Origin of the sequence: Lentibacter algarum (genome assembly GCF_018860975.1) — a bacterium.
Taxonomy (GTDB): Bacteria; Pseudomonadota; Alphaproteobacteria; order Rhodobacterales; family Rhodobacteraceae; genus Lentibacter; species Lentibacter algarum_A.
On sequence record NZ_JAHKQI010000005.1, the window covers coordinates 426,395 to 452,147 of the forward strand.

Genomic DNA, 25,753 nt, shown 5'->3' on the forward strand with positions numbered 1-25,753 from the left:
GCATATCATCCCTGTATTGCGAATTTTTCGATCACGGCCTCGTTCATATCGAGCCCAATACCATGTGCATCGGGAATTGCAATCTTGCCATCCTCAGCCTTTACAGGCGTTTTGGAGAGGTCATGGATCATTGGGTTGGCCCCAAGTGAGAACTCGACTGTCGAGCTCGAGGGCGAAGCAGCGCAGACGTGCAGCCCGGCAAAGAAGCACGGCGCGCCAGCCCAAAGATGTGGCGCGAGGCGCAAGTTGAAGGCAGAGGCGAGCGTGCCGATGCGCATGGCCTCGGTGATGCCACCGCAACAAGCGGGATCAGGTTGCAGGATATCAACGCAGCGCCCGACGATCAGATCGCGGAAGTCAAACCGCGTGCTTTCGGATTCTCCGGCGGAAATCGGGATGTGGCTGGCGGCGCGCACCTCGGCCATGCCAGGCTTGTCGTCGCCAATCACAGGCTCTTCGAACCATGCTAGGTCGCAATCGCGCGCGAGGTAGGCAAAACGTTTGGCGTCTGCCACGGTGAATGTCCCATGGGCATCAACCATGATATCGATATCAGGGCCTAGTGCCTTGCGCGCAGCAATTACCCGTTCGGCCGAGCGATGCGGTGTGCCGTCCATAGCGCCAACACGCATTTTGACGCCGTCAAACCCGCCTTGGTCAACATAGCTTTGCAGCTGAGCACCGATGTTGTCTTTGTCGGCCCAGCCACCGGATGCATAAGCGCGCAGTCGGTCGGCCTTGCGGCCACCCAGAAGTTGCCAGACAGGTTTGCTGTCGGCTTTACCGAGGATATCCCAAAGGGCGATATCGATCGCGCTGATCGCCGCGACTGTCAGCCCGCGCCGCGCCAGTTCTGGCATCGCGTGGCCAGACATGCGGGCCTTATCGGCACGCACGCCGTTATACAGATCTTCCCAGATATAGGTAACATCGGCGGGATCGCGGCCAATGATCTTGGGGCCGAACTCGTGGTTAAGCAGATGCACCAAAGTGCCATACTGACCGGCCGATCCAGCAGCGTTTTTGCCTTCACCCCAGCCTACAAGGCCATCGTCGGTTTCGAGGCGCAGGATCGCTGCATCAAAGGAGCGCAGGCGCCCGAAATCGCTGACATGTTGCTTGTCTGTTTCGATGGGTATCTGAACCCACCAAGCTTGCGCCGATACAATTTTCATTTCTAATCCCCATGCGATCGGGGCGCAGACAATACGCCTACGCCCCGTCGAAAGCTGTTTTCTATTTGATCAGTGGCAGAATGGTTTCCGCCGTGATCTCCATCTGACGCGCATAGAACTCTTCTGTCAAAACACTCGAGCCGTGGTCCTGGATGAACTTCAGCTGCTCGGGTGAAATATCAACCGGATTTGTGTCTACCATATCGGGGTAGGGCGCAGCTGGTGTGCGATCTACAGGGGCAACAAATTCGTTTGTTACCGCGCCGTCGTAACCGATCTCTTTGAGTGTGCTGATCACGCGCGGCCAGTCAATATGACCGAGGCCGGCAGCAAAACGGTTGTTGTCTGCGACATGGAAATCAAACAAACGAGGGCCGATATCGCGGATCGTCTGGAACATGTCTTCTTCCTCAATATTGAGGTGGAAGGCATCAAGGCAAACGCCAACTTCGGGGCTGACGGCATCGGCAAGTGCGAGGGCCTGAGCGCCGCGGTTGAAAAGATAGGTTTCAAAGCGGTTCAGCGGTTCAACAGCAATCTTCACGCCGACTTTTTTAGCATGGGTAAAGCACTCGCGAGTCGCATCAACGACCCAGTTCCACTCTTCCTCGGGGGTGCCATCGGGCACAACCTTGCCAACCGTGGCAGGCACCAGTGTGATGATTTCGCCTTCCAGCTCGCTCACCATAGTCAGCACGCTTTTGACGTAATCAACCGAGCGTTCGCGCTGACCTTGGTCTTTGGCTGCGAGGTTTCTGTCGCCAAGCGTCAGTGTCACCGCACCCCAGCAACGAATGTCATGCTCTTTGAGCAACTTGCGCGTTTCTTTGGTGTCGTATTGATCCGGCTCACCCGAAATCTCGATGCTCTCATAGCCGTATTGTTTGATCCGGCGCAGCGTCGTTTCGAGCGGCTCTGCGCGCATCCAGTTATGTGTTGAAAGATGCATGTGGTTCTCTCCCTTAGCGTAAAAATCTCATCCAAACCGCGCAAACAAAGCACGGAATCACACGCGGCCAACTCCCTCCACGTGTGATATTTGGTTAGACCAGTTTGCACATCAAGCGAAACGTGGTCAAGAGGCGGTATTCAAAATTCTTGATGAAAAATGTGATTCAATCCCTTCTATTTCGGGAAAAAACACAAATCAAAGAAGATTTAGCCAAAGAACGGGATTGACCAAATCGTCATTTTTGGTATGACCAGATGAGAGGTTTATCACTAAGTTGGGAGGCGCGTGATGAAGATCGGCATGTGCATGTTTTTGTGGACCACAAAAATTGGCCCCGAACATGAGCCGCTATTGGCTGACATCAAAAAGACGGGTTTTGACGGGGTTGAAGTTCCGGTGTTTGAGGGCAGCGCTGCGGAATATGCCGCGACTGGCCGGATGCTTGATGGTCTCGGTCTGGAACGAACAGCAGTTACTGCGATGGGCGATCCGGCGCTCAACCTGATTTCGGAAACGGCCAGTCATCGTGCGGCGGGGATTGACTACATGAAGCACGCCTTGGAGTGCTGTGCGGCACTTGGGGCTGATCGTGTCAGCGGCCCGCTTCACTCGACTCTTGGGCATTTCTCGGGAAGTGGCCCGACGCAGGCAGAACTTGAGCGTTCTGTCGAGAGTCAGCGCTTGATTGGTGATACCGCCGCGCAGCAGGGTGTTACTGTCTGCCTTGAAGCGCTGAACCGCTTTGAATGCTATCTGCTCAACACGATGGACGACTTGGCTGAACATATCAAAGCCGTCGATCATCCCAACATTCGCGCGATGTATGACACCTTTCACGCAAACATCGAAGAGGCTGACCCCATCGGTGCGCTGGCCCGCAATAAAGACGTGGTGCACCACATTCACATTTCTGAAAATGATCGTGGTGTGCCGGGACGGGGGAATATTCCATGGGCTGAAACCTACGCGGCGATCAAAGACACGGGCTATGACGGCTGGCTCACAATCGAAGCCTTTGGTCGTGGCTTGCCCGACCTCGCAGCAGCAACCAAAGTATGGCGCGATTTTTCTGAATCCCCCGAGGCGGTTTATCGCGAAGGTTATGCTCACATCCGCAAATCTATGAACACCGCAGGTCTATAAGGACACCCTATGACAACTGATTTTTTCAACCGCTCCGAACCGATTTCGTTTGATCCAGATAGCAAAGATCAGCTGGCCTTTCGACATTATGACCCGGAGATGATGCTTGGCGGCAAACGGCTTGAAGAGCATCTGCGATTTGCGGTTTGCTATTGGCACAGTTTTGTTTGGCCGGGCACCGACCCGTTCGGCGGCGATACGTTCGAGCGTGACTGGTTTCCTGCCGACACAATGGCTCTGGCCAAGCGCAAAGCCGATGTGGCGTTTGATATGTTCAGCCTTTTGCGGGCGCCATACTTTTGCTTTCATGATCATGATGTGCGGCCCGAAGGGGCCAACCTCAAGGAAAGCCGCGACCGTCTCAACGAGATGGCTGACTACATGCAAGCGCATATGGAGCGCACCGGCGTCAAGCTTCTTTGGGGCACGGCAAACCTGTTCTCCAACCGCCGCTATATGTCGGGCGCAGCGACGAACCCTGATCCGGATGTTTTTGCCTATGCTGCGGGCACTGTGCGCGACTGTCTTGATGTCACGCACCGTTTGGGCGGTGAAAACTACGTGATGTGGGGCGGGCGCGAGGGCTATGAAACCCTGCTCAATACTGACATTGCGCAGGAAGATGCCCAGATGGGCCGTTTCCTCAATCTAGTGGTCGATTACAAACACAAGATCGGCTTCAAAGGCCCGATCCTGATCGAGCCAAAGCCGCAGGAGCCAACCAAGCATCAGTATGATTACGACGTCGCAACGGTCTATGGCTTTCTGCGCCGTCATGGGCTTGAAGGCGAGGTGAAAGTCAATATCGAGCAAGGCCATGCTATTCTTGCAGGCCATTCGTTCGAGCACGAAATCGCGACAGCAAATGCACTTGGCATCCTTGGTTCGATCGACATGAACCGCAATGATTATCAGTCAGGTTGGGATACTGACCAGTTCCCCAACAATGTGCCTGAAGTGGCGCTGGCCTATTATCATATCTTGCAGGGCGGTGGCTTCAAAACGGGTGGCACAAACTTTGACGCCAAGCTGCGCCGCCAGTCGCTTGATGCCGATGATCTGCTTGCCGCACACGTTGGGGCTATGGATGTTTGCGCCCGTGGTTTGATTGGGGCGCATAAGATGCTTGAAGATGGCGCCCTCAGTAAGCCGCTCGCCGAACGTTATGCTGGCTGGCAAGGCCAGTCCGACATGCTGGCAGGTAAGCTCAGCCTCGAGCAGATCGCAAACAATGCCGAGAACCTTGATCCTAAGCCTGTTTCAGGGCGGCAGGAGATACTTGAAAACATCGTTAACAGATACGTCTAGGGAGGACATATTATGCAAACCATCAAAGGGCCGGGCCTCTTTCTGGCACAATTCGTAAGTGACGAAGCGCCGTTCAATACTTGGAAGGGCATCACCAAGAAGGCTGCCGATTATGGCTATGCCGGTGTTGAAATTCCGTCATGGGACACACGCTTGTTTGACATGGACAAGGCGGCAACAAGCCAGGCCTATTGTGATGAGTTGGTTGGGCAAGCCCGCGAGAACGGTATTGAGATCACCGATCTTTCGACGCACCTTCAAGGGCAGCTCGTCGCGGTTCATCCCGCCTATGACATTCCGTTTGACAACTTTGCTGCCGAGCATGTGCGCGGCAACCCCAAAGCGCGCCAAGAGTGGGCTGTTGATCAGGTGAAAAAATCGATCACCGCCTCGCGCAACCTCGGGATTGACCGCACAGTGACCTTCTCAGGCGCGCTGGCTTGGCCCTACCTTTATCCCTGGCCGCAGCGCCCTGCTGGGCTGGTTGAGGAAGCGTTTGACGAACTCGCCCGCCGCTGGCGTCCGATCTTTGACCACGCTGAAGAACATGGCGTCGATGTCTGCTACGAGATCCACCCGGGTGAAGACCTGCACGATGGTGACACTTTCGAGATGTTGCTTGAACGTGTCGACAACCACGCGCGCTGCAACATGCTTTACGACCCTTCGCATTTCGTGCTTCAGTGCCTTGATTACCTCGATCACATCGATATCTACAAAGACCGCATCCGCATGTTTCATGTCAAAGATGCGGAGTTTAACCCAACAGGTCGTAAGGGCGTTTATGGCGGATTCCAGTCATGGGAAAACCGGGCCGGACGCTTCCGTTCACTTGGCGACGGGCAGGTTGATTTCGCGTCGATCTTCTCGAAAATGGCAACAAACAACTTTGACGGTTGGGCCGTGGTTGAATGGGAATGTGCTATCAAACACCCCGAAGACGGCGCAATTGAAGGCGCGCAATTTGTCAAAGACAGCATGATCCGCGTGACAGAGCACGCCTTTGATGACTTCACCACTGACGGAGCCGATGCGGGCGCCAACCGTAAAATGCTGGGGCTCGATTGATGGCAATCGAAGGGAAATCAGACAGTCATAACGCCGGACGTATCCGCCTTGGCATGGTCGGCGGCGGGCGCGACGCTTTCATTGGCGGGGTGCATCGCATTGCCAGCCGTATCGACGACAGGTTCGAGCTGGTCGCAGGGGCGTTCAGTTCGACACCGGAAAAATCGCAAGCCAGCGCGGCTGACTTAGGTGTCGCAGCAGACCGTGCCTATGGCGATTATGTTGAGATGGCCAAACGCGAAGCGCGGCTCAAGAACGGCATTGAGGCAGTCTCGATCGTAACGCCAAACCACCTGCACTACCCCATCGCACGCGAGTTTCTCAAACGCGGTATTCACGTTATTTGCGACAAGCCGCTCACCTCGACTTTGCCCGACGCGCGCAAGCTGGTCAAAGCGGTCGAGGCCTCTGAGGCGCTATTCATCCTGACTCATAACTACACTGGCTATCCGATGGCGCGTCAGGCGCGCGAGATGGTTGCCAGTGGTCTCTTGGGTGACATTCGTTTGGTGCAGGCCGAGTATCCACAGGACTGGCTCACCGAAGATGAGCAAAACAAACAAGCGCAATGGCGCACAGATCCTGATCAAGCAGGGGCAGGCTGCATCGGTGACATTGGCGTGCATGCCTACAACCTTGCCTGTTTCATGTCGGGGCAGAAGCTCGAAGAACTCAGCGCCGATATGCACTCGTTTGTTGATGGCCGCCGTGTTGACGACAACTGTCACGTGATGCTGCGTTGGCAAGGCGGGGCCAAGGGCATGCTCTGGTCTTCGCAGGTTGCTCCGGGCAACGAGAACGCGCTCAAAGTGCGGATCTACGGCACCAAAGGCGGGCTGGAGTTTGCCCAAGAAAACCCTAACCAACTTTGGTTTACGCCGTTTGGCGAGCCCAAGCGCCTGATCACCCGCGGCGGCAACGGCTCGGGCGAGGCCGCGGGGCGTGTATCGCGTATCCCGCCGGGTCATCCGGAAGGGTATCTTGAAGGGTTTGCCAATGTTTACTCCGAAGCTGCCGAGGCTATTCAAGCCAAGCGAAGCGGCGGGGAGATCGCGTCAGATGTGGTGTTCCCAACGGTTTACGACGGGCTTGACGGGGTGACGTTTATTGACGCTTGCCTCCGCTCGTCAAAGCGCAACGCGGCGTGGGTCAAGCTCACTTAAGTGAGCGCAGCGCCGGGTAGCTGGCGCGGTATTTCTCCCATGCCGCGCCATAGGCCGCAACCAGCTCAGTTCGTGGCATGATCGTGGTTCTGATTGCTGGCGGTGTCATAACCTCGCGCGGGTCTTTCCCTGTCACAGCAGAAATAGCCAGCCGCGCCGCGCCCAAGGCCGCGCCGAACTCGCCCTTGTCGGGGAGATCAACAGGTAGGTTCAGCACCGTTGCCAACAGCTCAACCCAGTAAGCGGACTGTGCGCCGCCGCCAATGGCGATAATGCGCGACAGATCTGCGCCAGTCGACTTCAATGCTTCCAGTGAATCGCGTAGAGCAAAGCTCACCCCTTCGATGACGGCGCGCGTCATGTCGACGCGGTCGCTTGCAATATCGAGATTGAGGAATGCACCGCGCACCTGTGCATCATTGTGCGGTGTGCGCTCACCAGAAAGATAAGGCAAAAACCGCACCTCGCCGGGGGCGCTGATACTGTCGCCGAGCGAAGCCGCCAGTTCGGCTGCCTCCTGTTCAAGCAAGCGCGACAGCCAATTCAAACTGTCGGTCGCGGCTAGAATAACTCCCATCTGATACCATGTTTCCGGCACTGCATGGCAAAAGGTGTGCACCGCTGAAGCCGGCATTGGCGCGAAGCTGTCGCGTGCCGCTAACAGAACACCGGACGTGCCGAGAGAGACAAACCCTTGCCCTTCGCTCAGCGCACCAACACCGCAAGCCGCCGCCGCATTGTCGGCCGCACCACCGGCGACTTGCACTGCTTCGGGCAGGGTGAGTTCAGCAGTTCGCTTCTCGCTGATTGTGCCAATTGCGGCACTGCCTTGCGTTAGTTCAGGCATCTGACTGCGATGCATGCCTGAGGCTTGAAGCAATGCCTCCGACCAGTCCTGTGCACCAACGTCAAGCCACGATGTGCCAGCTGCATCAGACAAATCACAACACATCCGGCCCGTAAGCCAGAAATTTACATAGTCCTTGGGCAAGAGCACCGTGGCAACACGGTCAAAGATCTCCGGCTCATGCTCGGCAACCCACATCAGCTTGGGCGCAGTAAACCCGGGAAACACGATGTTACCTGATAAAGCCCGAACCTTGTCAGCCGCGTCAAGTTTTGCCGCCTGCGCGTGGCTGCGTGTGTCATTCCAAAGAATGCATGGTCGTAAAACTGCGCCTTCGCTGTCGAGCAGAACAGCCCCATGCATGTGCCCTGAAATGCCAAGCCCACGCAAGGCCGTCATTTCGTTAGGGTGGTTTGCCCGCAGTTCGGCCAGCGTAGCTTGCAGAGCGTTTATCCAGCTTTGCGGATCTTGCTCGCTCCAACCCGCCTTCGGGTGCGAAACGTCGTAATGTGCTTCTGCCGCACCGATGGTCTTCCCCGTGTCATCGACAAGCAATGACCGTAGCCCAGATGTGCCAAGATCCAATCCCAAAAACACTGCTGTTCCCCCCGTTTTTACTAATTTCATATTAGCCTTGCTTGGGCGGCAGTGCAAAAACCAATCGCAATAAAGTGCAACTAAATAGCGGTTAGAACTTCATGGTGCTCATTTGCTTTGCGGCGCTCAATTTGCCGATGTCAAACGCCATTTGCATACCTGCCGGGTCGGTGAAATCACGCACCAGCGCCAGTTCCTTTGCGGTGAGCGTGATGTCCAGTTCGTCTTTCAACCACTGGTGTTCAAGACCGACATTATAGCGTGAAAAGCCAAATAGCGGCGCCGGCCCTAGCTGGAAATCTGACAAGTCACCAATCTCGCTATTCAGATGCCAAGCATGTTTGCACGCTCCGAGTGATTGCATGATGCTCAGGTTGTGCGCCTCACAATCAGCGATAACGCTTGAAACCGCCTTGATGGCCATACTCGCTGCAGGTGCTCTGCCAAAGCGGCTTTTCTTCGTTCGCTGCCGGAAAGTTCCGGTTCCGATTGAAATAATGTCGAGCCGGTCGAGCCCGGTGTCCCAGCTGTAGCCGTATTCAGGCACTGTGACCAACAACAGTAACGCCAGCCCTGGCATGTTGTGTGGAGACACGCCGCCATCGACAAACAGCCCGGGGGTTTCGCCAGTGACGATCTCAAGGAGTTCGGGCGCAAAATAGTATGGGGCCGCCGTCGACGCGCGCACAAGTTTGGCAAGGCTGTAGTTCCGGTTGCCAATAAAACTCCCGTCTGGGGCATCCTGCCAGAAAGCGCCTTTCGGGTTGTTATGCACGATCCATGGGCTGCCTGTGTCCATTCGTTTGGCAACAATCGCGAGGTTGGTTTGGATGCGATCACTGTCGAGCTTGGCGTCGCCGATGATATCTTGCAGCTGCGCTTTGAGCATCCGCGCATCAAACACGGATTGGAGCCCACGCAAACGAAACCGCGGTTTGCGAAACACCTTAGGGCCGAGACGCATGTAAAAGCGTGTGAGATCTTTCGGTGAAAGCCCAAGACTTAACCCCGCAGCGATAATTGATCCGGTCGAGGTGCCGCCGATCAGATCAAAGTGCTGGTGAATGCTACCTTTGCCTGATTGTTCCAACTGTTCCTGAAGGTGCTCGAGGAAAGCCAACGTGATGATCCCCCGAACACCGCCGCCATCTAATGCCAGAATGTTTCGTTTAGGCAAATTTGCGTTTGGTGTCATGGGAGCTTCCTTTAACGTAAGAGTTCCCGTTGAGGTGTTTTCAGAGGGAAACGCAGAAAGGGTTGCTTGAATTTTGGTTCAGGTCAACACCCTTGATTTCTCTCATTTTGAAGCGCTAAGCTGACAGCTAATAGACCGGAATTTTTCGAAAGCTGCTTTTGGGGAGGCATGTTTTGATTTTACATTCATTTGGCTATGCGCGTCTGAGATTTTGCATCAAGTTTCTGTTCCCGTTGCTGGCGGTACTGTTGCTTTCGATAACGGCGCCGGAATCCGCCCGTGCGGGTATTAACCTAAAGAACGGCAACTTTTACATCACCTACACCGATATGATCATCGGCCATCCTGAGTTCTCAATCGTAAGAACCTATAATTCGAAGGCGGGAAAGACACTTTCCTTCGGGTTTGGTTGGGGCACCGATCTGGACACGTCACTGACAGTGGTCGGAGACGGAACTGTTATTCTGGACGAGAACGGTTCGGGCGCGCGGAGGGTTTTTCGCCCGTCCCAGACGGACATAGCCAAACGGGATGCTATTGTTGAAGAGATGCTGGGGGCGATGGAAGCGGCCGGTTGGATAACAACAGATAAGCAACGCGATGAAACACGCGTGAAACTGCGCGAGGATGCTGAAGAACGCCGAGTTCTGCACCGCAAGCTTGTGTCCATTGATATGATGCCGGAGCGTGATCTCGCTGTTGGCGAAAGGCTGGTTTCAACCAATGACTTGAATGCATTCATTGAGAAAGAACCAGGGGGGTATTACCGGCGCGGCTCGAAGGGATACGAGCGTTTCAATCAGCAAGGCCAGCTTGTTGAAATGGTGACGCAAGACAAAGTCGGATACAGATTACGACGTAGTGAACAAGGCCACTTGCGAGAAATCATTGCTTCTAACGGCGAGCGCATTGCTGTTTCGACAAATGCCAATGGTCAGATCACTCGGCTAGAAGCAGGGACAATCAACGCGACATTTGAGTATGATGATCGAAATAATTTGATCAGTGCGACAAACGCTGTCGGCACGACTTATCTGTACGAATATGATGAAAAACATAACATGCGTTTCATCCGCTACGAAGACGGGACCTATCTTGAAGTTAGGTATCAAGAAAGCACGTTGCTTGCCAATTTTCACCGTGATCAAGATGGGCAGGTAACGCGGTATGAATACGGCACCAACCCCATTGTCGAGCCGGAAATTGTCGAGCACTATTTTACGCGGTTGCGCAAATTCGAGAATGAGAGCGACACAAACCCGTTTTTGGATAGGACAATTGCCTATCGTATCGGTCGTGACCAGTTCGGAAACAACTATACCGTCAGTGTTAAAGACACTCAAAACGGCAACACGACCAACACGCACTACCATCCCTGCGGCAATCCGATTTTGATAGAACGAGGTAACCGGCGGACAGAGTTTGACTATGACGACAAGTGTTACCTGACCTTCAAGAAGACTGATAGGGAACAGACGCGTATCAGGTATGATCGCCGGCACAGGAAGATAGAGTTTGTCGAAACGATCAAGCTGTCTGACAACTCTCGTATGACCTCTGAGTTTGAATACAATTTACGCGGAGATCTCGTGAAGGCCTGGAACAGCAAGGACATGAGTGTCGATCTGACCTATAATGACCAAAACCAAATCAGCCGGATGCGAGATCAGAACGGGCAGGTGCTGGCCTTTGTTTATGGCCCTGTCGGGAAGCCCATCCAAATCTCTATCGAAGGTGTCGGCCAGATCGATGTTCAGTATGACGCAAACGGTGAGATCGAAAATGTTGCGAGCGCGCAGGGGCACGAGATGGCTTTGAAAGTGACGCAGGCTTTTCAGGGGCTGCTCAGGTTGGTCAAACCGGCCGGTGTGAGCCTCAACCTTTAGGGAGAGTCTGTGATGGCTAAGTCGACTGGGGTGAAAGCCTTGCCGGAGATCAAGATATTTTTGTCGTCTCCCGGGGATGTAAATGAAGAGCGGGTGCTTGCCGGACGGGTGCTGCAACGCTTGACAGAGCGCTATGCGCCTGTGGTCAAGCTGGTTCCGATCATATGGGAGCACGAACCGCTTGTTGCTTCGGCAACCTTTCAAGACCAGATCGAAAAACCGTCGACCACCGACATTGTCATTTGTATTTTGTGGTCGCGTTTGGGGACACGGCTACCCGCACATATCGTGCGTGACGACGGGAGCCGTTATGACAGCGGCACCGAGTTCGAGTTTGAAGATGCTTGGGATGCAATTCAGCGTACCGGACGCCCCGACTTGTTGGTGTATCGCAAAATGGCTGAACCGTTTATCAGCCTTGCCAGCAATTCCGATGCGGAAGAGCGGTTGCGCCAAAAGCGGGCGTTGGACGGTTTCATTGAAAAGTGGTTCCACGATCAGGATGGTTCGCTGCTTGCAGCGTTTCACGGTTTTGGTAACTCCGCCGAGTTTGAAGAAGCGTTCGAAACCCATTTGGACAAATTGATCCAGCGGCGCCTTGAGGAGCTAGGCATCGAAGGGTTGCACACCGCCTCTACGCGGGATGTAACGGCTCAGCCACTCTGGGAAGGTTCACCGTTTCGCGGCTTGGAAACCTTTGAGTTTGAGCATGCTCCGGTCTTTTACGGGCGCACACATGCGATCTCGGGGGTTCTTAAAACGCTGCGCGCACAGGCAGCGCAAGGCAATGCTTTTGTGCTGGTTCTCGGGCGGTCAGGAGGTGGTAAATCCAGCCTTGTGCGCGCTGGTGTATTGCCGCTGCTTGTTGAGCCGGGTGTGGTTGAAGGTGTTGGCCTTTGGCGCCGCGCGGTCTTCCGTCCCAGCGAAGCAAACGGCAGTTTGAATGCGGCCTTCGCGGCTGCTCTGTCGGCTCCGCTGGCTCTTCCCGAACTCTTGAGTGACGGGACGACGGTTGATGAGCTTGGTCAGTTGCTGGACACAACGCCAAAGGGAGCAGATATGCTCTTGAAAGGCGCTCTGTCGCAGGCGGCACAAAAGGCTTCTATGAAGGCGGCCGAGGATCATGACGCCGCGCACCCCGATTTAACGCCCGAACAGCGCGCGCTTGACCGCCGCGAGATAACCGAGAACCCGCCAACAGCCAAACTGGTTTTGCTGGTTGACCAGCTTGAAGAGCTTCTAACTGATCCGAACATTCTACAGTCGGAACGTGACGACTTTTTGAAGGCGCTCACTGCGCTTGCTGGGTCGGGGCGGGTATATGTGGTTGCGACCTTGCGCAGTGACTTTTACCAGCAGGCGATAGAGCAACCGGTGTTTGCGCAGCTGAAAGGCAGCGAAGGACAATATGATCTGAGCGCTCCGACACCTGCGGAAATCGGCCAGATTATTCGGCAGCCGGCTTTGCGTGCGGGTCTGACTTTTGAAGAACACCCCGAAACCGGCGCGCGACTTGACGATGATCTGCGCGATGCGGCGGTCGCCGAACCCGACAGCCTGCCGCTATTGGAGTTCACGCTTGAGGAGCTTTATCGCGCGCGTTCACCTGCCGGTGTTTTGACATGGGAGGCTTATGAGGCTCTGGGAGGTTTGGCCGGTGCGCTTGGGCGGCGAGCTGAGGAAGCCTTCAACAAACTGCCTGCCGCGGCACAGGCAACTCTTCCACAAGCGATGCGTCAAATTGTGCATGTTCGTCTCGACCGCGATCAAGCCGCAACCAAACGCGCGGCCAACATGGAAGACTTCCAGCCGGGAACCCCTGTCAGGCAGTTGATTGATGCTTTTGTCGATGCGCGGTTGTTTGTCGTTGGTGGTGACAGTGCCGGCAAGACCGTTGTCACCTTGACACATGAAGCTCTGCTTTGGTCGTGGCCACGACTGCAACAATGGCTAGAAGATGATCAGGAATACTTGCGCATCCGTGCCCGTGTCAGCTTTGCAGCTGATCGTTGGGAAGAAGCAGACCGCGCGCCGCAACTGTTGTTGCCGATCGGTCCGGCGTTGGATGAGTCACGTCAGATAACCGAGGACAGCGCGGCAAATGTTTCTCCTTCGGTCACGAGTTTCATAGCGTTGTCAGTGGCTCGCGCGACACGTTCGCGGCGCTTGAAACAGGCCGCAATAGCAACGCTCGCAGTGCTGACATTCGGGGCGACAGCAACAGCTTGGTACGCCGACGGCCAGCGTCGTGAAGCTGCTTCGGCACGGGTTGAGTCCGAGGCGGCGCAGTTAGAAGCCGAGAGCAACGCAGAAACGGCGCAAACGCGGCTAGGCGAATTGTTTTTTGAGCAGGGTCGACAAGCGCTTTTGGATGGCCGTGCAGAGGAAGCCACTTTGTTGCTGGGTGCCGCATACGGCAGCGCAAACGACGATCACGTTGGTGCGCTGTTTTCAACGGCCCATGATCTTGCCTCTATCAGGGGCGCAACGACTTTGGAAAGTTCCGGCCAGATCACTAAGCTGGCAACCGGAGTAGATAATCTCGTGGCCATTGCGGCAGATGACGGATCTGTAGTGATCAGAGATATTGTGACAGGTGAAAGGCTTGCCCGCCACCAAGGCGATGATAGTGCAATCAAGGCGTTAGCCTTTTCGCCGGACGGCAAGTTCGTTGCTTTGGGGGCTGATGGCGGTAACCTGCTGCTGTGGGACTACAAAGCACAAACCAAGCAAAGGCTTGAAGCGCACTTTCAAGCCATAAGTCAGCTTTACTTTTCAGCAGATGGCACGCGGCTTGCGTCGTTGTCACATGACAAAACGACGCTGGTTTGGAATGTTACCAGCGGCGATTTGATCACCACGCTTCCCGAACTTGGCGGTCAGCCGGTTTCGGCACGCTTTACCGAAGATGGAGAGCACATTGTCACGCTCAGCAGCGAAGGTGATGTTTCAAAGTGGAACAGCACGACGGGCCGGGAAATGTTTCGCTGCAAAACTCAAGCTACGCTCCCTGTGCTTGACGGGCTTGTGTTGAGTGAAACCCATGCAGTGCTGGCACATGGCAAATCCGGATTGCTAGCTGTCACAATTGACGAAAGCTGCGAAACGGTATGGCAGAACCCGACAGTTGCGTTGGGGTTGGATGTTGCCAACGACCGCAAGCATTTGCTGGTTCGCAACGAACTTGAAGCCGTGATTGTGGATGCTCAAACCGGTGAAACAGTCACCAACACCAAGAGCGGCGTAGTGGACGTTGGTCAAAGCCAGATCATCGCTGCCAACCTTTCGCCGGACGGCGGTATGATGGGGACGATCGACAATTCGGGCACTTTGACACTTACGGACGCGTCGTCTGCAGGCGGTGTGGTGGCCAAGTTGAAGGGGCACGCCGCCAGCGGTAGCGCGATCACGTTCTTGCCAGACGGTAATACGCTTGCGACCGCTGCGGTTGATGGCACGGTTACCGCGTGGAACCTGTCAACGTTACGGCCCTGTGTTTTGCCCGGCGGTGCCGGACATGTTGTTACGTTTGCACCTGGCGGCAAATACGTCGCTTCCGGAGACAGTACCGGTCGGATGACGCTCGCCGATTTGGCAGACTGCGCCAATGCTCGGGTGTTTTCAGTAAACCCCGATCGGGAATGGATGCAGGATATCGTCTTCAGCGATGACGGGGCGCAAGTAGTGACCGCTTCAGGCAGCTTTGTTTCTTTATCTGAGGTGACGAGCGGCGATCTTGTTTGGCAGTATCGCCTACCAGATGGCCAGTTTGCGACGAGCCTTGCATGGAACCATAACAACTCGGGGATACTGGTCGGAGCGAGCGGCCGTGAACTTGGCAGCAGTGATGGAGGGTGGGTCGAGCTTAACAAGGCGACGGGCACAAAAATGAACGAAAGTTCTGAATTCCAGACGCCGGTTTCCAGCCTGCAGCCATGGAACGAAGATTCTTACGTTCTAACCCGCTCATCTGCGGGGTTGTATCTGTGGTGGCAAGACACCGGCCTGCAAAGACATCGCGTCGCGGATCGGAAAACCAGAGCGGTTGCCTACTGGCCAGACAAGACTCGCTTGGCCGTCGGAAACTCGGCAGGGCAGGTGCATGTGATCCGTCATACCACCAGCGAATTGTTTCATTTTGAGGCTCATGCCGCTCCGGTGAGTGCTTTGGCATTAGATGCGAAAGGCTCACTGTTGGCGAGCGGTGCAAATGACGGATCCGCTGCGCTATGGAATGCAGACTCGGGCACACTTGTCGCAGAGTTGATCGGGCATTCAAGCCGGATCAGCTCGATGAAGTTTGTGCCGAATTCGTCATACGTGCTTTCCGCGGCAACCAACGGAACGGTGATCCTTTGGGATTTGAAATCAGGGTCGCAAGTTGCGCGGTTTGATGGCCCGTCGGGGCCTAGGCCGCAACTGGCTGTCGGCCCGAACGGCGTATGGTTTGCTGTTGCGACAGGGCGCGGAAACACACGGCTGTGGCGGTTACCGCGGTTGAGTGTGGCTGTGACTGATATCGTATCCGAAATAAGTTCCGTGACGCCATGGGGGCTAAACATCGGAGATGAACTTCCTCAGGATCGCTGGCAAGTTCTTGCGTTAGAGGCGCTCGGTGAGCAACTTGATAAAGGTGATTTGGCTGTTTCGCTTGAAACGCGGCAACGCCTCGAGGCCGGCCGCGCTGCGGCGGTGCGCGGTGATGCTCTTGCCGCAGGGCGTAGCTGGCAACAAATTGACAAATCACCGCAGGAATCCGAGCAATCGCCTGCCGACCTGCCTCGCGCTTATCAGCATGCCAAGGCTTCGAACGCTGTTTCTCTCAACGGAATAAGCCGCGTTCTGAGCACTCATAAAGAAAGGGTCGAGGACATTGGCTTTTCCAAAGATGGTAGTGTTTTCGCTTCGGTCGATTGGGCTTTCAAGCTGGTTATATGGAACAGCAGCGACTGGACAGAACGGTTTGTTTTGGAGGGTGAATACGCAAGTGGTATCGCATTTTCTCCTGACAATGGGTTTGTCTCGACACAAAGGCGGCAAGGCGGGCTTGCCGTCATTGATCTGACAACCGGGCAAGAGGTGATGAAACTTGCTCAAGGTCAGCGCGGATTTTGGGCCCCGGATTCCAAGCGCATTGCAGCGTTTCCGCGCATTGGTGCGCCAATAATTTATGACGCCATGACAGGGCGCGAGGTGATGCGTTTTCCCAAATACGAAACAGGAACGCACGGCTTCGCGATCTCTTCTGATTTCGCGCGTCTCGCCGCACCAACAGAGAAGGGGCTGGATCTGGTCGATACTGCGTCTCGTAGCGTCGTGGCGAATGTGCGTGCAGACACCCGTTCAAGTAACGGGGCGGGCGTTAAGGTGAGCTCTGCAGTCTTTTCACCTGACAATAGCCTGATCGCGGTCTTGTGGTCGGATAAGACTGGCGCATTGTATTCAACTAAAGATGGAGAATCCGTTATCTCGCTGCCCGAAGGGGCGACGAAGGTAGAGTTCTCTCCGGACGGCCAGAAGCTCGTGGTAGATGTTGCAGATGATCAGGTCGCGTTGATTGATGTTGAAAGCGGGCAGCAACTCGCGGTCGTGCATGGCTCACTCGGTTTTCACAGGAGCTTCCTACAAGAGGGGCAATTGTTCTCGACGCTAGATGGAGGGCGTAAAAGCATCCAGATTTATGACGCTGCATCAGGTCATCTGACGGCGGAGCATTCAGGGCATGCAACAGCTTGGATGCAGTTGGCGTCATCGCCGGACGGAACGACCCGAGTTACCACCTCGGGCGACGGGCAACTTCGGATATGGGATACCAGCATCCGTGCAGGTGCGAGGAGTGATACCAACGAGCCCCTAGCAGCATTGCCGGCGGGTGTTCTGGCTCAACTTTCTGATGCTGAACAAGTGGTCCGTCGAAATGGGCGTGTGGTGCTTACCAACCGAGCAAACGGGTATTCGGTGTTGAACGGCCACCGAGGAGATATAACCGCTGCGCGTTTTACAGGCGATGGTAGTCAACTCGTTACGGGCGGCGAGGACGGGCGGCTTCTTTTTTGGGATAAAGACAGCGCATCTCTGCGGCATTCTATCTCTGGCGCTTGTGAAGAAACGGTGTTGTCCATCCTCCCGACCAACGATGCTGAAGCTGTTTGGGTTTATTGTTTGAATGGCGAGTTGCGCCTGTTTGAAACAGCAAGCGGGCGTGCCTTGATAACACAGTTTGCTTTGCCGCCTGGCAGCGATCGGTCTGCTCAGATGAGCTTTTCCGAGGATGGAAAGGTGTTGCAACTGCAAGGCGCTGATGGGCCGTATCGGTGGCGCGTCGTGCCGTGATTATACTCTAGGGCGGCGCGCAGCTATCGTGCCGACGCGTTGAGAATGCCGCGCACTTTTGCACGGTCATACTCCTGAATCTCATCGCTCAGATCTGCGTAAGGCAGCAAGTTCGGATGAAATTTGCGCAGATTGTCACGCGTCTCGTTGTAGAGCCAACCATCTAGTTCGCGGTCGATCCACCAGGCATCATGCTCAAGGGCTGCCAGTTGTTCAACAACAGCCGCCTCCGCAACCTGTGCCTCGCTGAGCAACTGGCTTTGCGAAAACGCGAGCATTCGCAACTGATCGGCGGCGCGGCGGTTCGCGTTTTTGTATGTTTCCGGCAAGGCATGCCACGCAACCATCGTTGCTGCGCGGTGTTGTTCCTGATCCGGATCAGCGAGGCGGTCGTTAAGATACTCTAGGTGAAGTTGTTGCGCCAATGCTTCACGGGCACTCTCTCCTTGCCCCCAGTTGTATGTTTCGTCCGAGCGCCCGAATGGTTCAATCACTTCAGAAAGGATGTCGGTTTTGGGGAGTTTCTTCTGAGAGATCGGCATTTCGTCTGCAGCGTAATCAGTGCAAATCAAAAACTGGTCTTCGGCACTCTTTTTTTCGGAATGGACATAAATCGGAACCGCCAAGCTCTTCAGCCTACGGCTGAGTTGGCGCAGTGTGGTGCCGATTTGTATGTTGCTCTTGCCGATGCGTTTTGAGTCTTCGGCAACAATAATCGCTGTGGGTGCTTGCAAGGTTTTTTCAAATGAAGCGAGCTTGGTCTCGTCATACAATGCGCGCGTTTCACCTGTTTCATACACCTGCATCGACACCGCCCAAGACAAGGGGGTGTCAGGCTTCAGATCAAACAAAAGCGCAGCGAGTGGAGGGTAATTCAAAGACAACAACCGTTGAAGCTCGGCTTTATCCTCGACGATCCAACACACGCGCGGTTTCTTTGCGAGCGTCGACGGTGAGACGCGTAGGAACTGAATAATCACCTCGGCAGCAACTGTGGTTGCTCCAAAGACTACCAAGTTGGTGTTCTCCTGATTTTGTGACACTGCGAGTGCATTGAAGTTGACGCGTGAGTTCAGATCAACAGCAACAGACTTGGCCGGATTGATCACCCGCAAGAGCGTGCCGTCCCCCAACTTTTGCATGAAGGTATCAGACTCTTCTAGCTGGTTGTGCAGTTTCACATCGTCGATAATCAATATTACATCTTTGGGCAGCTGTATTTCTGCGTCTGCGATCTCTTTGATGTGCTCCATGTTTGCAGTGTCGGTTCCTGTCGAAACAATGATCCGTTCAGCCCTCGGTGCGCGGCAGGCTTGCAGTTGTTTGGCCAGTTCGACCTCGTCCCTAGTTGCATAGTGCAGACAGCCCTCGGCATGAGCCTTCTCCTGTATCTTGGCAGAGGCTGTCGGATCGACGACGACAACTGCGCGATCTCGCAAGCGCTGCTTGGATTTCGTAAACATGCGCGCGCGACTGTCAAAGCCAAGCAGCACGGTATGGCGCCGCAACAAGGATATTCTGAATTTTTCCGCCTGTTCCTTCAGGGCTGCCCACAACAGCGTAAGAATGGCTGCAAATGTCACGAGCGCTCCGAGCGTTTCAGCAATCGTCAGCACCCAGCCCTCGGTGCCGGGGCTGCTTCGCGGTTTGGGGCGGAAAACACGAATAGCGCTCGGGATGGTATCGAGCACAATTTTGACGCTTTGCGAGACGCCGGGCTTCTCAGATGCGACAGCAGAAAAGTTTTTTTGCAAATTCCCGACGAAACTAAGCGCCAAGGCTATCACAGCGGCCCAAACCACGTATCGACCTAGTGTTGAACGTTTTTTCAGTAGCTTAAGCATTTTGTGGCCCTCGTCGCATGCCGAAGTTTAGCCAAGAGCCAATAGATATGAAATCGCAAAATCAGGTGAAGCTTACAGATGGCTCGGATTGCAGTTATTGGCTGTCTTCCCCTTCATCCATATCATGGTAACTACTAGCAGTTTCCGTGTGATGTCATTAAAGTTTGCGAAAGCAAGTCGAGCAAGTGAAGCCCCCTATGAAGACGCCTGAAGTGACCGCCGAAGTAAAAGTGTTTGTGTCTTATTCCCGCAAGAATTGGGAGCAGGTTGACAGGGTTCAAGACGCTCTGAATGCCTATGACGACGTGAACGTGTTGCGTGACACCGCTGATATACTGCCAAGCGAGGAGTGGAAGCCGCGGCTTGAAGCACTGGTGACAAACAGCGATGTATTTTTGTTTTGCATAAGTCCTGCATCACTGGCGTCAAAGGAGTGCCATTGGGAACTGGCGTTGGCTGAAAAGCTGAACAAAAAGATCATTCCAGTTGTGATCGAAGATGTCGAAGGGGATATTCCGCCCAGCTTGGCGGTGCTCAACTACATCTTCCTCAATCGTGGAGACCAGTTTCAGATTGGTGTTGAGCAAGTTTATGCAGCGATGAGCATGGACGTCGCGTGGGTGCGTGAGCACACCCGCCTTGGCGAGTTGGCATTGCGATGGGAAAAGTCACAAAAGCTCGGCGCGAGCATTTTGCGCGGCAAAGATTTGGAAGATGCCGAGCGTTGGTTGATCTCGCAACCGGAAGCCGGCCCCGTCCCTACGACAATTCACCGCGAGTATATTCTGTTGAGCAGGAAGAGCGAAACGCGCCGTCAGCGTAGGTTTCTTTTCACCAGCTTGGCCTCTCTGACAGTGGTTTTGGCGCTTTCAGTTTTTGCATTCATTCAACGTAACAACGCCATTCGCAACGAGGCGAAAGCCATCACCGCGATGGAAACGGCGATCGAAGCTTCGAAAACGCTGGTGTTCGATTTGGGAGGGAAATTCAAGCAGTGGGGCTTGCCCGTTGATAAGTCTGTTGAATTGATGGATGAAGCCTTCCGAATTCAAGACAGTTTGATCACGTCATTTGGTGATCAGAACCCCAAGATCAACTCTGCACGGGCTGGTTCTCTCAAGATCTATGGCCGTATTCTGGCCGATTTCGGTGAGACCGAAGCCTCTATTAAGGTATATGAAGAAACGTTGCAGGTTCTGGATTTGCCTCAAAATCTGGAAGCGTTTCATATCGCTTCGGTAAAAGCGGAGACCAAAGGAGAGATCTCCGATCTTTACCGCGAAACCCAAGAGGTTGATCGTGCCTTTGAGCTGTCAGCTGAAGTTCTTTCGGAGCTTGAAGAACTATACAAAACGCAACCGGCGATTATCGCGATTGTGGAGCCTCTTGCGAAGGCCAGATACAGACACGGTCTTTTTAAGATAAACCTCAAGGATGATCCTTCCGGGATCAAAGACATTCTTGCTGCCGCACCGCTTTTTAAGCGGTTGTTCGAGCATGATAGAGACGCTCCGGTGTGGGCGAACAACTATTCCAAAGTTTATGAGAAGGCCTGTTCGGTACAAATGAACTTTGATCGGTTTGCAGAGGCAAAGGCCAGTTGTGAAAAAGCGCATGAAATTAGCTTGAAGTATCTCAATGACCCGTCGAACCCGACCTTTTTTCTAGAAAGAAAGGCGAGTATTTTTCAAGGCTTGGCTGAAATTTCAGAGCACGAAGGCGATACTAAAGCCCAACGTCAGTATCTTGAGAAAATGCTGGAAGCTGCTTTGCAGTTGCACCAATTAGACCCTTTGAATGTTTATTGGAAGTTTGATTTAGCGGCGCAGACCGTCAGTTATGCTCAAGGCCCCCTTTCGGCTCAAGAGCGAGCAGACAATTACAAACGCGCCAACGAGCTTTTCAGCGAGCTTGCCAAAGACAACCCCACCAATGGGTCGTTTTTTGAACGTAAAACAATGACGGCTCTTCTCTATGCCGATTCACTAAGCAAGGTCGGGCAACGTGCCGACAGCCTGAAACTGTTTACGGATGCATGCAAGGATGCGGAAGAGTATTCCGAGAAGTTCTGGAACTTCCCCGAGCAACTGTCCGAGCTTTGGTATTGTTATCAAGAACTGGCGTCCATGCAGCGCTCCGACATGCAGGCTCATAAAGTCGAGGAAGTAACCCGCGTCCATGAGCGCTTACTCGAGATATCACGACACCGCGCGCAGGGTAACAATCCGGACTTTTCGCTCAATTACGGCAAGGCACTCATCGCCTACGCCGAGCTTGAAGACATCGGCAAATCGACACTAGAAAAATTCGAGATGCTGATGCTTGCAGCAGAGTGGTCAGCCAAGGCTGAAAATGCGCCCAAGACTCGCCGTTCTGCAATGTTCTATCACAGTAAGGCACTTCGCTTGGCCGCAAGTCATGCAGCACAAATGACTTCAGTTGATGCTGATGAACGCCAACTTTCGGAACAGGCATATGATGTCGCGGTGAAGGCTGTGAAGGAGTTCCCCGAGGAGTATTTTACATTAGACAACGTGGCCCGTGCCGCAGGTGCCATGGCAAAACTCGAAGCCACTGCCAAGAAATCTGATAGGGCCAGTGAGTATGCTAAAGACCTGATCACCTATCGCCAGCGCGCAGTCGAGGTAGCTGATGAGAGCGACAAAACAAGTCGTGAAGTAAGCCTCGGCTACGCCTACACCGAGGCGATGAGGTTGGCCGCAGACTTGTCTCTCTATGAAGACGCTAAACAATACGCAGACAGCGCCGGTGCGCTCAGGTTGCGCCTGTATCAGGCAGATCCGACAAATGAGGGGCTGTTCACGAACTATCTCTATGCGATGTATCGCTCGTCCACTTACTCAACTAAAGCCGGTAGGCTGGATGAAAGCGTTGAGCAAATCGACGATCTGATAGCCTTTATGCAATCCACAGGAGCACAGCATTTTGCACCATCTGTCTATCATGTCTATCACTTGGACGCAGTAACACATGCGGCTTGGAACCTCGAACTTGACGGGCAATTTGAACGTGCTCAACCCTATGCCCGAGAGGCGTTTGAACTTGAGAAAAGGGTGGCTTCATATGTCAACTACGGACATGCGCTCCTTTACTCGGGAAAATTTGAAGCAGCGGTTGAACTCTACAAAGCTTGCATCAACGAGGGCCTGCAAACCCAAAACCGTTCCTGCAAGGAAATCATCGAGCTGGATTTGGAAGAATTCGTAAGCAAAGGCCATCTGACCCCGCGCAAGTCAGAACTCGTAGCTTTGCTCGGATTGGTTCTGCAGTAACCGCCGTGCGCTCAAAAAATGCCTCTCTAAGGCTTCTTGGCGTCATGCTCTAAGAGAGTTTGCTGAGGGTTGTTTGTCTGCTATCCAGTCTGGCCTCAAAGTGTGGCGGCCTATGGTAAGTGCCTGATATTAGGTTGTAAGTGTTGATGCGCTGCGCAATTCCATGCGCCTAAATCCTTCAGCTTGTGCGATTTGGCGGGTTTCTATTGTCGTCAATCCGGACAGGATTGCACCGAAAGATATTGGTCACGTGAAAAGGGCCAGGATCCTAGGTCAATATGCTGTTTTGGAAAAGCTCAAAATCACTTGGAAGCGGCGGCGCTCCAAAGGCGAATTTTGTTGAGAAGTCGCGCTGTTCAAGTTGCTGCGAAATTGCTTGCCGTTACGGTGGCGTCCAGACCAAACTATTTGCAAGTGAGTTCAACAAGTGACCTTCGCACAACTCTTAGCGAATGGCGGCTCAGAGCCCATTTCGACTGATGCTGCGGCATGCCGCAATGGCGGCTTTCGATTAATCGTAAAGCCTCGCAAAAGGCGTCAAAAATCCAAACCAAGATCGACCGTCGCCGCCGAATGCGTCAACCCACCGGACGAAATGTAATCAACGCCGGTTGCGGCAATCGACGCAACGCGATCTAGGGTCACATTACCGCTGGCTTCTGTTTTCATTCGACCATTCACCAGCGTGACCGCCTCACGCAGCATGTCGTTGCTCATGTTGTCCAACAGAACAACTGAGGCCCCGCCAACTTCCAAAACTTCGGCCAATTGATCCAGCCGATCAACCTCTATCTCGACGACCATCATGTGGCTCGCATGCGCCATGGCGGCTTCCAGGACTTGTCGCACACCACCGGCCGCTGCGATGTGATTGTCTTTGATCAAGATCGCGTCGGACAGCGAATACCGGTGATTAAATCCACCGCCATGCAGAACCGCTAACTTTTCCACCAGGCGCAAGCCGGGCGTTGTTTTACGAGTGCAGGTCACGCGGGCGTTGGTGCCCGAGGTCTTAGCTACGAATGAGGCGGTCTTGGTCGCGATGCCCGTCAAACGACCCGCAAAATTCAGTGCCACCCTTTCCGCGGACAAGATTGAGGCAGCACTGCCTTCAAGCGTCATGAGCGTTTCACCAGCCTTGCAAGGTTGTCCATCCGCAACACGTGTTTTGATGTCGAGCGTGGGATCAACAAGATGAAATGCCATCCGCGCAACTTGCATGCCCGACACGACGGCATCGGCGCGGGCGTTCAGGTGCGCTGTGTATGTCGTTTTGATAGGGATCACAGCACGGGTGGTCGCATCGCCATAGGTGCCCAAATCTTCCATCAGCGCATTGCGGATCATGGGCTCTAGGATCAAGTCAGGAACGTTGGGAAAAATCATGATGCTTCCTCGCAAATTTTGGACCGTATCGCCAAGGCCTCTTTCAGCGTGATCAGCGACCTTCGGCCGGCACCGGGAAAGGTGTCGGGGAAGTCGGCACGGGAATGCGCCCCGCGACTTTCTTGGCGGTTCAATGCAGATACAGCGATCAACGTCGCCGTCGCCGTCATATTCAGGAACGAAACACTGGATTTGTGGGCGGCTTCGAGCGCTGCAAGCTTGCGCAGCGCAGACGTTAGGCCATTAGCGTCGCGAACAACACCAACATGATCGGTCATCGTTTGACGCAACTCCGCCACGGCATTTGGATCGGGCGGCGTGCCACCGCTGTCGAATGAAATGTCGATGGCTGAGGCGCTTGTCTTAGGAATGCATTTTGCGATGTCATCAGCACAGATGCGTGCGTAAACTAACGCTTCGAGCAGCCCGTTCGACGCCAGTCGATTGGCGCCATGTAGTCCGGTCGATGATGCTTCGCCACAAACCCAAAGATGGCCCAAAGACGCGCGTCCATCAATGTCGGTTGCGATCCCGCCCATGTGGTAATGCGCGGCTGCAGCCACAGGAATGGGGGTGATCGCGGGGTCGATTGCATTGCGGGCGCAGGCGTCCGCCACGGCTGGATATTGGGTTTTGATCGCCTGCCCAAGCACATCACGCGTATCAAGCACCGGATGCCGCCCCGCTTGGGTTTGCGCAAAAATCGCGCGGGCTACGATGTCACGTGGCGCAAGTTCTGCATCAGGATGCAAAGCTTGCATGAACCGTTCGCCACGGTCGTTTGTCAGGATCGCGCCTTCGCCTCGCAGGGCTTCTGTGGCCAGTGGTGCCGGGTCCTCACCGACATCCATGGCCGTCGGATGAAACTGCACGAATTCCGCATCCGCAATGAGAGCACCCGCACGCGCGGCCAATCCGATGACCTGACCACGGATGCGCGGTGGGTTGGTCGTCAGCGCATAGAGCCCGCCAGACCCGCCACCTGCCAACAGGACAGCGCTGCCACGCAGCATCACAGGTGCAGAGCAAAGGGCATCGGCCGATTGAACCGCAACACCTGTGACGCGTCCGTCAGAAACCTCAAGCTCAAGCGCCATTGTGCCGTCTAACACTTGAATGGAAGGCGTCGCGCGAACGCGTTCGATCAGGGCGGCCATGATTTCAGCACCCGCTTGGTCACCCTTGACGCGCACCACCCGCGCAAAGCTGTGGGCGGCCTCGCGTGACATGACATAATCACCGGTCTCTGTCCGATCAAAGGGTGTGCCAAGCGCAGTCAGATGAAGGATGTGAGAACGGGCTTCTTGGGTGACAAGGGTGGCAACGTCTCGATCAACAGTTCCGTCACCCGCATTGACGGTATCTGCGGCATGGCTTTGTGCGCTATCTGCGTTGCTCATCGCAGCCGCGACCCCGCCTTGGGCCCAAGCAGAGCTGGCCCCCTCGCCCAGACTTTCAGGTGAGATCATCACAACCGGACGCGGCGCAAGTCGCAGCGCGGCATAAAGCCCCCCAAGGCCTGCGCCAACAATGACGACCCGGTCGGTTTGAATGGTTTTCATT

14 protein-coding genes and 1 pseudogene are annotated in these 25,753 nt (G+C 54.6%); 8 read left to right on the forward strand and 7 right to left on the reverse strand.

The genetic code is table 11. From position 1 onward, the window contains the following. Positions 1-5: 5 nt before the first annotated feature. On the reverse strand, positions 6-1,175 hold the full coding sequence (locus KO498_RS06355) for a mandelate racemase/muconate lactonizing enzyme family protein (RefSeq protein WP_215959039.1): 1,170 nt from the start codon (positions 1,173-1,175) through the stop codon (positions 6-8). Between the two features lie 61 nt (positions 1,176-1,236). Next, the gene (locus tag KO498_RS06360; RefSeq protein ID WP_215959040.1) at positions 1,237-2,124 is read right to left on the reverse strand and encodes a sugar phosphate isomerase/epimerase family protein; all 888 of its coding nucleotides are present in this window, start codon (positions 2,122-2,124) and stop codon (positions 1,237-1,239) included. A gap of 291 nt (positions 2,125-2,415) precedes the next feature. Between KO498_RS06360 and KO498_RS06365 the strand changes: the two genes are divergently transcribed. From KO498_RS06365 to KO498_RS06380, 4 genes are read left to right on the forward strand one after another with little or no spacing between them, the layout of a single operon-like run. Then, entirely contained in the window at positions 2,416-3,270 is an 855-nt protein-coding gene (locus tag KO498_RS06365; protein ID WP_215959041.1) for a sugar phosphate isomerase/epimerase family protein, read from the forward strand. A 9-nt stretch (positions 3,271-3,279) separates the two neighbouring features. Next, entirely contained in the window at positions 3,280-4,578 is a 1,299-nt protein-coding gene (xylA, locus tag KO498_RS06370; RefSeq protein WP_215959042.1) for a xylose isomerase, read from the forward strand. A gap of 12 nt (positions 4,579-4,590) precedes the next feature. Continuing rightward, entirely contained in the window at positions 4,591-5,646 is a 1,056-nt protein-coding gene (locus KO498_RS06375; protein ID WP_215959043.1) for a sugar phosphate isomerase/epimerase family protein, read from the forward strand. Continuing rightward, a complete protein-coding gene (locus KO498_RS06380; protein WP_252731297.1) occupies positions 5,646-6,809 on the forward strand; it encodes a Gfo/Idh/MocA family protein in 1,164 nt (387 codons plus the stop codon). The genes KO498_RS06375 and KO498_RS06380 overlap by 1 nt, the downstream gene beginning before the upstream one ends. On the opposite strand, the gene xylB is transcribed toward KO498_RS06380, so the two are convergent. Together xylB and KO498_RS06390 are read right to left on the reverse strand one after the other, a co-directional pair. Next, complete coding sequence (xylB, locus tag KO498_RS06385; protein WP_252731298.1) at positions 6,802-8,283, reverse strand: xylulokinase; 1,482 nt, start codon at positions 8,281-8,283, stop codon at positions 6,802-6,804. The genes KO498_RS06380 and xylB overlap by 8 nt on opposite strands. 61 nt (positions 8,284-8,344) lie before the next feature. Beyond that, positions 8,345-9,448, reverse strand: coding sequence for a patatin-like phospholipase family protein (locus KO498_RS06390; RefSeq protein WP_215959044.1), 1,104 nt, complete (start codon positions 9,446-9,448; stop codon positions 8,345-8,347). A gap of 173 nt (positions 9,449-9,621) precedes the next feature. Between KO498_RS06390 and KO498_RS06395 the strand changes: the two genes are divergently transcribed. Continuing rightward, positions 9,622-11,334 carry a DUF6531 domain-containing protein gene (locus KO498_RS06395; RefSeq protein ID WP_215959045.1) on the forward strand — a complete coding sequence of 571 codons (1,713 nt, stop codon included), beginning with the start codon at positions 9,622-9,624 and terminating at the stop codon, positions 11,332-11,334. Between the two features lie 12 nt (positions 11,335-11,346). After that, positions 11,347-17,667: a WD40 repeat domain-containing protein gene (locus KO498_RS06400; protein WP_215959046.1), complete on the forward strand. Its 6,321-nt coding sequence runs from the start codon at positions 11,347-11,349 to the stop codon at positions 17,665-17,667. A gap of 23 nt (positions 17,668-17,690) precedes the next feature. On the opposite strand, the gene KO498_RS06405 is transcribed toward KO498_RS06400, so the two are convergent. Then, the gene (locus KO498_RS06405) at positions 17,691-19,511 is read right to left on the reverse strand and encodes a RyR domain-containing protein (RefSeq protein WP_215959047.1); all 1,821 of its coding nucleotides are present in this window, start codon (positions 19,509-19,511) and stop codon (positions 17,691-17,693) included. Between the two features lie 197 nt (positions 19,512-19,708). Between KO498_RS06405 and KO498_RS18395 the strand changes: the two are divergent. Both KO498_RS18395 and KO498_RS06410 read left to right on the forward strand, forming a co-directional pair. Beyond that, a pseudogene (locus KO498_RS18395) lies at positions 19,709-20,038 on the forward strand (toll/interleukin-1 receptor domain-containing protein); the annotation flags it as partial. A 165-nt stretch (positions 20,039-20,203) separates the two neighbouring features. Continuing rightward, positions 20,204-22,804, forward strand: a complete 2,601-nt coding sequence (locus KO498_RS06410; RefSeq protein ID WP_252731300.1) for a hypothetical protein — start codon at positions 20,204-20,206, stop codon at positions 22,802-22,804. A 537-nt stretch (positions 22,805-23,341) separates the two neighbouring features. On the opposite strand, the gene nadC is transcribed toward KO498_RS06410, so the two are convergent. Continuing rightward, entirely contained in the window at positions 23,342-24,190 is an 849-nt protein-coding gene (gene nadC, locus KO498_RS06415) for a carboxylating nicotinate-nucleotide diphosphorylase (RefSeq protein ID WP_215959049.1), read from the reverse strand. Further along, positions 24,187-25,752 (reverse strand): L-aspartate oxidase, encoded by a 1,566-nt coding sequence (locus tag KO498_RS06420; RefSeq protein WP_215959050.1) that lies wholly within the window; start codon positions 25,750-25,752, stop codon positions 24,187-24,189. Before KO498_RS06420 ends, nadC begins: the two co-directional genes overlap by 4 nt. Position 25,753 lies beyond the last annotated feature (1 nt).

What these genes read in the sequence shown, in the direction of transcription:
- KO498_RS06375 (WP_215959043.1), top strand. Translation starts at nt 4,591, where the DNA reads ATGCAAACCATCAAAGGGCCGGGCCTCTTTCTGGCACAATTCGTAAGT.
- KO498_RS06355 (WP_215959039.1), bottom strand. Translation starts at nt 1,175, where the DNA reads ATGAAAATTGTATCGGCGCAAGCTTGGTGGGTTCAGATACCCATCGAA.
- KO498_RS06400 (WP_215959046.1), top strand. Translation starts at nt 11,347, where the DNA reads ATGGCTAAGTCGACTGGGGTGAAAGCCTTGCCGGAGATCAAGATATTT.
- KO498_RS06405 (WP_215959047.1), bottom strand. Translation starts at nt 19,511, where the DNA reads ATGCTTAAGCTACTGAAAAAACGTTCAACACTAGGTCGATACGTGGTT.
- KO498_RS06360 (WP_215959040.1), bottom strand. Translation starts at nt 2,124, where the DNA reads ATGCATCTTTCAACACATAACTGGATGCGCGCAGAGCCGCTCGAAACG.
- KO498_RS06390 (WP_215959044.1), bottom strand. Translation starts at nt 9,448, where the DNA reads ATGACACCAAACGCAAATTTGCCTAAACGAAACATTCTGGCATTAGAT.
- xylB (WP_252731298.1), bottom strand. Translation starts at nt 8,283, where the DNA reads ATGAAATTAGTAAAAACGGGGGGAACAGCAGTGTTTTTGGGATTGGAT.
- xylA (WP_215959042.1), top strand. Translation starts at nt 3,280, where the DNA reads ATGACAACTGATTTTTTCAACCGCTCCGAACCGATTTCGTTTGATCCA.
- KO498_RS06365 (WP_215959041.1), top strand. Translation starts at nt 2,416, where the DNA reads ATGAAGATCGGCATGTGCATGTTTTTGTGGACCACAAAAATTGGCCCC.
- nadC (WP_215959049.1), bottom strand. Translation starts at nt 24,190, where the DNA reads ATGATTTTTCCCAACGTTCCTGACTTGATCCTAGAGCCCATGATCCGC.
- KO498_RS06420 (WP_215959050.1), bottom strand. Translation starts at nt 25,752, where the DNA reads ATGAAAACCATTCAAACCGACCGGGTCGTCATTGTTGGCGCAGGCCTT.
- KO498_RS06380 (WP_252731297.1), top strand. Translation starts at nt 5,646, where the DNA reads ATGGCAATCGAAGGGAAATCAGACAGTCATAACGCCGGACGTATCCGC.